The organism is Nocardioides dubius (assembly GCF_039528155.1).
Lineage (GTDB): Bacteria > Actinomycetota > Actinomycetes > Propionibacteriales > Nocardioidaceae > Nocardioides > Nocardioides dubius.
In genome coordinates this window covers 268,629-277,620 of the sequence record NZ_BAAALG010000009.1, presented here as the reverse complement: position 1 = coordinate 277,620, position 8,992 = coordinate 268,629, and the positions used below count along the sequence as shown (strand labels likewise).

Genomic DNA, 8,992 nt, shown 5'->3' with positions numbered 1-8,992 from the left:
CCCCGTGACCTCAGGGTCACGGGGCGCTTCGCGTCTGCTGGACCGGTGCGTCGGCCGTGCCGATTCCCGGGAGTTATCCCCACTGTGGATAAAGCCTGTGGAGAACTACACACCTGTTATTCACCGCTGTGGAGGGACCTGTGGAGGAATTTCCCCACAGCCTGAAACGGCGGAAGCCCGCTGTGGATAACAGCGGGCTTCCGGTCAGAACAGGGGCTGCGGGGTGCAGCCGGGGGATCACTCCCAGCGCGTGGCGTAGGTGAATCCCACGGCCATGAAGCCGATCCCGACGATCAGGTTGAGCTGACCGAGGTCGGTCAACAGCCACAGGTCGTGGGCGTTGTCGGCGAAGACGTAGAACGTGCAGATCCACAGCAGGCCGATCAAGAAGCAGCCCAGCATGCCGACCACCACGCCGCGGCCGCGGCCCAGCGGGGTCGACGGGTGCGCGGCGATGGCCAGACCGAGCAGCAGCGAGCCGAAGCCGATCGCCCAGTTCCAGTCGTCGAGCTTCTTCATCCCCGGGATCAGCGTCTTGGGGTCGGTTCCCTCGAGCCGGACCTCGCGCACATACAGCGTCCAGATCACCACATAGGCGATGCCGGCAGCGACCAGCAGGATCGCCAGCAGGAAGCGAACCGAGAAAATCGGACCGGATTGCGCGTCGGGATCGACGAACGTGTCCTTGGTCTTGGCCACCAAACTCTCCTCTGATCTTCGGGGGCGCGATGCATCGCCGCATTGCGCACCCGGTTAGCGTAGTCGTCATGACCGCAAGCAATCACGGGCACCGCCGGAAAATGAGGAAGTGGCGCATCGCCACCCCCCTCGTCTTCGGCTGCGCCGGGATGCTCTTCTGGTCGAGCGCGAACTCCAGTGACGGTACCGACCTGCGCCCAGGGCGCAACGACGACCTCGCCAGCCTGGTCCGCAGCGAGAGCAAGCAGTACCAGCAGTTGGAGGACCGCGCGGCCGAGCTGAACCGCGACGTCGACCGGCTCACCGGCCTGGTCCAGGACCGCTCCGTGCGCACCGAGCGCCGCAAGGCCGAGCGGCTCGCCGGCCCCGCCGGCTTCGGCCACGTGCAGGGCAGCGGGCTGCGGGTCGTGCTCTCCGACTCGCCCTCGGAGGTCCGCGAGACGTCGGACGAGAACATCAACCTGCTGATCGTCCACCAGCAGGACATCCAGGCCGTCGTCAACGCCATGTGGCGCTCCGGTGCCCGCGCGATCACCGTGCAGGGACAGCGCCTGGTCTCCACCACCGGCATCAAGTGCGCCGGCAACTCCGTCGAGCTGCAGGGCATCCCGTACCCGCAGCCGTTCGTGATCGAGGCGGTCGGCGACCCGGACGTCCTCGAGGCCGGCATCGACGGAGACCCGTACCTGTCCTACTACCGCTCGCAGGCGGCCGACCCGTCGATCGCGATCGGTTGGGAGATGGACCAGAGCGAGCGCGTGGTGGCGCCGGCCTACTCCGGCCTGCGCGCCCTGGAATACGCCACCGCGCTGGACCCCGAGGACTCCTGAGTCCTCAGATCCAGCGCGGCAGCGGATCGGGCTGTGGTCAGTCCCGGTTGTGGCCGGGGGCCAGTCGCGGGAACTCGTCGTTCGTCGGGTCCGTGGGCAGATCAGTGGGCAGATCCGTCGGGTCGTCGGTCGGCTCGTCCGTGGGCGGCTCGGTGGGCTCCACGTAGGTCGAGACGGTGATCCGGATCTCGGTGCCCTGGTCGGCGGTCTCGCCCTCCTCGGAGGACTGGTCGATCACGGTGCCGGCCGGCTCGGTGGTGTCGTCGCTCTCCACCACGTAGACCCGGAAGCCGGCGTCGCGCAGTCGCTGCTCGGCGGCGGCCTGCTTCATGCCGACCACGAACGGGACCTCGTTGGGGCCGTCGGAGATGCCCAGCACGATCGCGGTGCCCGGCGGCACCATCTCGCCCTCCGCGATGCTCTGGTCGAGCACCTGGCCCTTGGGATCGTCGGTGTCGCGGTCCTCGAAGCGGACTCTCAGGCCGAGGTCGCGCAGCTGTTGCGCAGCGTCGCTCTTCTTCTCCCCGATCAGGTCGGGGACCTCCACCGGAGCGGGCCCGGTGGAGACGAAGAGCTCGACCACGGTGTCGGGCGAGACCCACTCACCCTGGTTCGGGGCGACGTCGTAGACCAGGCCGGCGTCGACGTCGGCATGCGGCGTCTCGGTGATCTTGTAGTCGAAGCCCTCACGACTGAGCAGTCGCTCGGCGTCGGCCTGCTTCTCGCCGATCACCGTGGGCACCTGCACGTCGGCCGGCTCGTCGTCACCGCCGCGGGTCAGCGCCCACGCGGTTCCCGCGATGATCGCCAGCACCAGCGCGCCGATCAGGATCCACAGCCCGGTGCGCTTCTTGGGCTCTTCCTCCTCCTCGGCGGGCGCCGTGGCCGCGGTCTGCTGCGGCAGGTAGGTGGTGGCCGCGGCGGGCGGCGTCGCGGCGACGGCGGGTGCGGCGACCGGACGTCCGGCCAGGTAGCGCTCGATGTCGGTGCGCATCGCGGCGGCGCTCTGGTAGCGGTCCTCGAGGCGCTTGGCGAGCGCCTTCATCACGATCGCGTCGACCTCGGGCGGCAGCTCGGTGTCGAACGTCGACGGCGGCGTCGCGGGCTCGCGCACGTGCTGGTAGGCCACCGCGACCGGGGAGTCGCCGACGAACGGCGGACGGCCGGTGAGGAGCTCGTAGAGCAGGCAGCCGGTGGAGTAGACGTCGGAGCGGGAGTCGACGGTCTCGCCGCGCGCCTGCTCCGGGGAGAGGTACTGCGCGGTGCCGACCACGGCCGCGGTCTGGGTCATCGTGGTGGATGCGTCGGAGACCGCGCGGGCGATCCCGAAGTCCATCACCTTGACATCGCCGCCCGGCGTCAGCATCACGTTCGCGGGCTTGATGTCGCGGTGGATGATGCCGGCGCGATGCGAGTAGTCGAGGGCGGAGAGCACGCCGGAGGTGATCTCCAGGGCACGCTCCGGCAGGATCTTGCGGCCCTCGCGCAGGATGTCGCGCAGGGTGCGGCCGGCGACGTACTCCATCACGATGTACGGCTGGGCGACGCCCTGGTCGGACATCTCCTCGCCGGTGTCGTAGACCGCGACGATGGCGGGGTGGTTGAGCGAGGCCGAGGATTGCGCCTCACGGCGGAACCGCGCTTGGAACGTGGCATCGCTGGCCAGATCGGTGCGCAGACGCTTGACCGCGACCACGCGCCCCAGGCGCGAGTCGGTGCCCTTGCGGACCTCCGCCATGCCGCCACGACCCAGAAGCTCGCCGAGCTCGTAGCGGCCGCCGACCAGGGTCGGTTCGTCGTTCGTCATCTCAACCCATTCCTTCGTGACGGTGTCACTTGATCACCGCGTCCATGATCGCCCGAGCGATCGGTCCGGCCTGTCCGCTCCCGGACACGACGCTTGCGTTCGACTTCTGCACCATCACCGCGACGGCCACTTCCTGGCCGCCCTCGGAGGCGTAGGAGACGAACCACGAGTAGTTCTGGCAGCCCGCGCAGTTCTCCGCGGTGCCGGTCTTGGCGCCCACCCGGACGCCAGGGATCTGGGCGACCGAGGCGGTGCCGCGGTCGACGGTGTTGACCATCATCTTGCGCAGCTCGCTGGCCGTGGACGGCGAGATCGCCCGGCTGAACTCCTCCTGCTCGGCCGTCTCCAGGACGTCGAGGTCGGGGGAGCGCACCTGGTCGACCAGGTAGGGGCGCATCACCACGCCGTCGTTGACGATCCCGGCCACCACCATCGCCATCTGCAGCGGCGTGGCCTGCACGTCCTGCTGGCCCATGCCGGTCTTGGCGAGGAAGTCGTCGGAGATGTCGCCGGTGGGGTAGCTGCTGGCGGACTGCTCGCTCTCGGCGAAGTCGCGCAGCAGGTTGCCGTTGTTGAAGCCGAACTTCTCGGCCTGCTCCAGCATCTTCTCGTGGCCCACCTGATTCGCCAGCGCGAGGAAGGTGGTGTTGCAGGACTGCTCGAGCGCCTGGGTCAGCGGGATCTGGTTGCTGCCGCAGCTCCGGCCGCCGTTGTTGATGCTGATGTTGGTCCCGGGCAGCTTGTAGCTCGGGCCGCCGGGGACCAGCGACTCGGCGTCATAGCCCTCGGACTCGATCGCGGCGGCGGCGGTGACCAGCTTGAAGACCGAGCCGGGGGAGAGCCGGATCTTGGTGGCGCGGCTCTGCAGCGGCTTGTCGGCGCGGGTCTGCATGGCCTTGTCGTAGGCGTCGACGGCGGCGGTGTCGTGGTCGGCGAACTTGTTCGGGTTGAAGCTAGGCAGCGAGACCATCGCGAGCACCTTGCCGGTGCTGGGCTCGATCGCCACCGCGCCGCCCTGCACGTTGTCGCCGAGCGCGGCCAGACCGTCGTAGGCGGCACGCTGCGCGGCCGGGTCGATGGTCAGCGAGACGTTGCCGCCCTTGGGCGAGGCGTTGTTGACCAGGTCGACCAGGCGGTTCACGAAGAGCCGGTCGTCGTCGCCGCTGAGCAGCTTGTTCTGGCTGTTCTCCAGCAGGGTGGAGCGGGCCAGCGCGAAGTATCCGGTGAGCGGCGCGTACAGGTAGGGGCGGTACGGGTAGACCCGCTGGAACTTGTACCGGTCGTCGGAGGGGCGCGACTCGGCGACGGGGCGGCCGGCGACCAGGATCGCGCCGCGCTCCCGGGAGAGCGTCTCGTCCTTGACCCGGGCGTTGAGTCCGCTGTCGTTGTACTCGCCGGCCTTGATGTACTGCACCCACGTCACGTTGAGCAGCAGCGCCAGGAAGAGGAAGAGGCAGAACACCGACATGGTGCGGATCGGCTTGTTCATAGCTTGACCACCTGCGTCTGCTCGGCGGCGTCCTCGGTCTCGGAGTCGCCGGAGAGGTCCGGCACCGGGCGCCGGGCCTGGTCGGAGACGCGCAGCAGCAACGCGATGATCACCCAGTTGGTGACCAGCGACGAGCCGCCGTAGGAGAGGAACGGGGTGGTCAGACCGGTCAGCGGGATCAGTCGGGTGACGCCGCCGATGACCACGAAGACCTGCAGCGCCATCACCAGCGCCAGACCGCTGGCGAGCAGCTTGCCGAAGCCGTCGCGGCAGACCAGGGCGGCGCGCAGGCCGCGCTCGACGATCAGGCCGTAGAGCAGGATCACCGCCATCACGCCGGTGAGTCCGAGCTCCTCGCCGATCGCGGAGAGGATGAAGTCGGACTCCGAGTACGACGTCAGCTCGGGGCGTCCCTGACCGAGGCCGCGGCCGAGCAGGCCGCCCCAGGCCATCCCGAAGAGCGAGTTGCCGACCTGCTGCGATCCGGTGTCCCAGCTGGCGAAGGGGTCGGTCCAGGCGGAGACCCGGGCCTGGACGTGGCCGAAGAGCTGGTAGGCGACCAGGGCGCCGCTGAAGAACATCGCGGCACCGACGACCAGCCAGCCCGGCCGTTCGGTGGCGATGTAGAGCATGGTCAGGAAGATGCCGAAGAAGAGCAGCGATGAGCCGAGGTCGCGCTGCAGCACCAGGATCGCCAGGCTGACCGCCCACATCGACAGGATCGGGCCGAGGTCGCGGCCACGGGGCAGGTCGACGAAGAGCAGCCGGCGTCCGGCCAGGGCGAGCGCGTCGCGGTGCAGCACCAGGTAGCCGGCGAAGGCGACCACCAGCAGCACCTTGGCGACCTCGCCCGGCTGGAAGCTGATCGGGCCGAGCCGGACCCAGATCCGGGCGCCGTGGATGCTGGTGCCGATCACCGGCAGCATCGGCATGATCAGCAGCACGATCGCGCTGAGGCCTGCCGTGTAGGTGAAGCGCTGCAGCACGCGGTGGTCGCGCAGGAAGACCAGCGTGAGCACGAAGAGTCCGACGCCGATCGTCATCCAGGTCAGCTGTTGCCGGGCGAGCTCGGTGTCGCGGGCCAGGTCGAGGCGGTAGATCATCGCCAGGCCGAGGCCGTTGAGCGCGGTGACCACCGGCAGCAGCACGGGGTCGGCGTAGGGGGCGGTGATCCGCACGGCGATGTGCGCGGCGATCGAGAGCGCCGTCAGCCAGCCGCCGTAGACCATGATGTCGGCGGGGACCTCGTCGTTGACGCCGAGTCCGACGGCGGCATACGCGCCCAGGCCGACGGCGAGGGCGAGGATCAGCAGGAAGAGCTCAGCGCCGCGGCGGCGGCGGTGAACGAATCCGAGGAAGGCTCCGGTCTGCGACATCGGGATCAACCCTGTCCGGTGGGTCCGGTCGGGTCCACGGAGTCGTCGTCGCTGATGCACTCGGAGGCGGACTGGAGCTCGGTCACGGTGCGCTGGGCGGCGGAGAGGCTCTCCGCCTTGATGCCCTCGCGGATGTCGTTGGCCTGGTAGGCGCAGATCTCGTCCAGGGTGAGGTCGAAGGTCTCGACCGGGGTGGAGAGGTCGACGAACGGGACCGAGTAGTCGACGCCGCGGAAGATGGTGACCTGGTCGTCGTGGACGCCGATGTAGTACTGGCGCTGGGAGAGCACGTAGAGCGCGGCGGCACCGGCCCAGGCGAGGCTGGCCAGGATGACCAGGACGCCGAGGATCTTCAGCCAGGTGAAGCGCTGCGGCGGGCGCGGTGCGTAGCGCGCGATCTCGGGGTCGATCGGGTCGCTGGGGATGGCGTTCGCGGGGGCGTCGGCCGGCATCTGCTCGTACTCGTCGGCCTCGGTGGAGCGGTGGCCGAGCAGGCGGCCGGCGCGCTGGGTGAGGCCGCGGCGCGGGAGGTCGGCGGCGGCGCCGACCAGCATCGGCGGCTGGTCGGTGACGGGCTGGGCGGAGACCTCGGCGACCACGCAGGTGACGTTGTCGGTGGAGCCGGCCTCCAGGCTGGCGCGGACCAGCTCGACGGCGGCGTAGTCGACGGTGCCGTCGCCGAGGATCGCGGCCAGCTGGTCGTCGTCGAGGACGCCGCTGGCGCCGTCGCTGCACAGCAGGATGCGATCGCCGGCGGCGAGGTCGACGGTGAAGAGGTCGGGCTCCGTCTCGTGGACGCCGTCGACCGCCTTGAGGATCAGGTTGCGGTGCGGGTGGACCCGCGCCTCGGCCTCGGTGATCCGGCCCTCGTCGATGAGCGACTGGACGAAGGTGTGGTCGCGGGTGAGCTGGCTCATCACGCCGTCGCGCAGCAGGTACGCGCGGCTGTCGCCGACGTGGCCGATGCCGAGCCGGGCGCCGTCGAAGAGGGCCAGGGTGGCGGTGGTGGACGTGCCGGAGAGGTTCGGGTCCTCGTCGACCAGCTCGGAGATCCGGTCGTGCGCGCGGTGCAGGGCACCGGCGACCAGGCCGAGCAGGTCGTCGCCGGGGGCGACGTCGATGCGCCGCAGCTGCTGGATGGCGGTGGAAGAGGCGATGTCGCCGCGGGCTGCGCCGCCGACGCCGTCACAGACCGCGAGCAGCCAGGGGCCGGCGTATCCGGAGTCCTGGTTGTCCTTGCGCACCCTGCCGACGTCGGAGAGGGCGGAGAAGGCCAGCTGCAGGGCGCTGCCCGTGGAGTCGGTGGCGGTCAACGCGTCACTTCCTCAACTCGAGGACCGTCTTGCCGATGCGGACCTGGATCCCGAGCGCGAGGGTGGTGGGCTGGGTGATGCGGGCGGCGCCGACGTAGGTGCCGTTGGTGGAGCCGAGGTCCTCGACGAACCACTGGTCGCCGGAGAGGGCGATCCGGGCGTGCCGGGTGGAGACGTAGTCGTCGTCGAGGCGGATCGCGGCGTCCGGGCCGCGGCCGATCAGGATCGGAGCCTGGGACAGGTCGGCGCGGGCACCGGCGTTGGGACCCTCGACGACGGCGACGTGGGTGGGTGAGCCGCGGCGTCGCGGCGGGTTCTTCGGCTGCTTGCCCGGCTTGTTGGCGCGGGGCTGGGCGGAGGCGGGCATCCGGGCGCCGTACATGTCGGTGCGGATCACGCTGATCGCCGACAGCACGAAGATCCACAGGATCGCCAGGTAGGCGAGGCGGACGAGGAAGAGCGTCAGTTCACTCATCGGGTTGCCTCCCGGACCAGGCGGACGGTGAGCACGGTGGTGCCGATCTTGACGTGCGAGCCGTCGTGCAGGGTGGCGCTGGCGACCTTGTGGCCGTCGACCAGCATGCCGTTGGTGGAGCCGAGGTCGTAGACCTCCACGTTCGGGTCGCCGCCGGTGTGCTCGACGCGGAACTCGATGTGCTGGCGGCTGATGCCGGGGTCGTTGATCCGCAGGCCGACGTCGGTGCCGCGCCCGACGACGAGGCCGGGCGGGTTGAGCGGGTGACGGACGCCGTTGACCTCGAGGAGCGCCTCGGCGCGGCCGTACTGGGTCTCGGTGGCGTGTGTGGTGACCTTCGCCTGGGCGGCGCTGCGGACCCGGAAGCGGCCGGTGGTGAGGTCGTCGGCCTGCTCGAACTCGATGCTGACCGGACCCGGGAAGACGTAGGACTGCTGGTCGGCGTGGTCGCGCAGGGTGTTGGTGAGCTCGGCCGAGAGCGTGCTGTCGAAGGGGGCGAGCCGGTCGAAGTCGGCGTCGCTGAGCTCGACGTGGAAGGTGTTGGGCACTAGACGGCGGTCGCGGCTGAGGATCTGCGCGTTGTTGTCGACCTCGCGCTGCAGGGCCGCCGAGATCTCCACCGGCTGGACCGCGCTGCGGAAGGCGCGCGCGAAGACACCGGAGATGAACTGCTCCAGGCGGTTCTCGAACTTCTGGAGTCCACTCATGCGCGCCTCCTCTCTCTTGGTTGCTCTCGGTTGTACGTGCGGTCGTACCGGGCCCCCTGTGCCCAGGCAGCCTCTCATCTACGGGCGCTCGACCGTTCGGCCACACGCAGGAACGAGGCCGTAGACAACGCAGATCGTATCGGGGTCGCGGTGGCCGGAGGGTGGATCGTCCCCGCGGTTTGGGCGATTCGCGGATCGTGGGCTAACGTTTCCCTTGCTTCAAGCGCGAGTGGCGGAATAGGCAGACGCGCACGGTTCAGGTCCGTGTGTCCGAAAGGACGTGGGGGTTCAACTCC

The 8,992-nt window shown here is 69.7% G+C and carries 8 protein-coding genes and 1 pseudogene; 1 reads left to right on the top strand and 8 read right to left on the bottom strand.

What is annotated here, in order from left to right; all coding sequences use genetic code 11:
* Nucleotides 1-237: 237 nt before the first annotated feature.
* Together ABD151_RS12285 and ABD151_RS12280 are read right to left on the bottom strand one after the other, a co-directional pair.
* Nucleotides 238-570: a cell division protein CrgA gene (locus ABD151_RS12285; protein WP_343994731.1), complete on the bottom strand. Its 333-nt coding sequence runs from the start codon at nt 568-570 to the stop codon at nt 238-240.
* A 48-nt stretch (nt 571-618) separates the two neighbouring features.
* Nucleotides 619-714: pseudogene (locus ABD151_RS12280) on the bottom strand (hypothetical protein); the annotation flags it as partial.
* Nucleotides 715-767: 53 nt separating this feature from the next.
* On the opposite strand from ABD151_RS12280, the gene ABD151_RS12275 reads away from it, so the two are divergent.
* Nucleotides 768-1,529, top strand: coding sequence for a DUF881 domain-containing protein (locus ABD151_RS12275; protein WP_343994723.1), 762 nt, complete (start codon nt 768-770; stop codon nt 1,527-1,529).
* Nucleotides 1,530-1,566: 37 nt separating this feature from the next.
* Here the strand turns inward: ABD151_RS12275 and pknB are convergent, their stop codons facing one another.
* The 6 genes from pknB to ABD151_RS12245 are packed head-to-tail and all read right to left on the bottom strand — an operon-like array spanning nt 1,567 to nt 8,696.
* Nucleotides 1,567-3,336: a Stk1 family PASTA domain-containing Ser/Thr kinase gene (gene pknB / locus ABD151_RS12270; RefSeq protein ID WP_343994721.1), complete on the bottom strand. Its 1,770-nt coding sequence runs from the start codon at nt 3,334-3,336 to the stop codon at nt 1,567-1,569.
* Between the two features lie 25 nt (nt 3,337-3,361).
* Nucleotides 3,362-4,825: a penicillin-binding transpeptidase domain-containing protein gene (locus ABD151_RS12265; RefSeq protein WP_343994719.1), complete on the bottom strand. Its 1,464-nt coding sequence runs from the start codon at nt 4,823-4,825 to the stop codon at nt 3,362-3,364.
* Nucleotides 4,822-6,201, bottom strand: a complete 1,380-nt coding sequence (locus ABD151_RS12260; RefSeq protein WP_343994717.1) for an FtsW/RodA/SpoVE family cell cycle protein — start codon at nt 6,199-6,201, stop codon at nt 4,822-4,824. Before ABD151_RS12260 ends, ABD151_RS12265 begins: the two co-directional genes overlap by 4 nt.
* Before the next feature lie 5 nt (nt 6,202-6,206).
* Nucleotides 6,207-7,514: a PP2C family protein-serine/threonine phosphatase gene (locus ABD151_RS12255; protein ID WP_343994715.1), complete on the bottom strand. Its 1,308-nt coding sequence runs from the start codon at nt 7,512-7,514 to the stop codon at nt 6,207-6,209.
* 4 nt (nt 7,515-7,518) lie between these two features.
* Complete coding sequence (locus ABD151_RS12250; protein WP_343994713.1) at nt 7,519-7,989, bottom strand: FHA domain-containing protein FhaB/FipA; 471 nt, start codon at nt 7,987-7,989, stop codon at nt 7,519-7,521.
* Nucleotides 7,986-8,696 (bottom strand): FHA domain-containing protein, encoded by a 711-nt coding sequence (locus ABD151_RS12245; RefSeq protein ID WP_343994711.1) that lies wholly within the window; start codon nt 8,694-8,696, stop codon nt 7,986-7,988. Before ABD151_RS12245 ends, ABD151_RS12250 begins: the two co-directional genes overlap by 4 nt.
* Between the last annotated feature and the right edge of the window lie 296 nt (nt 8,697-8,992).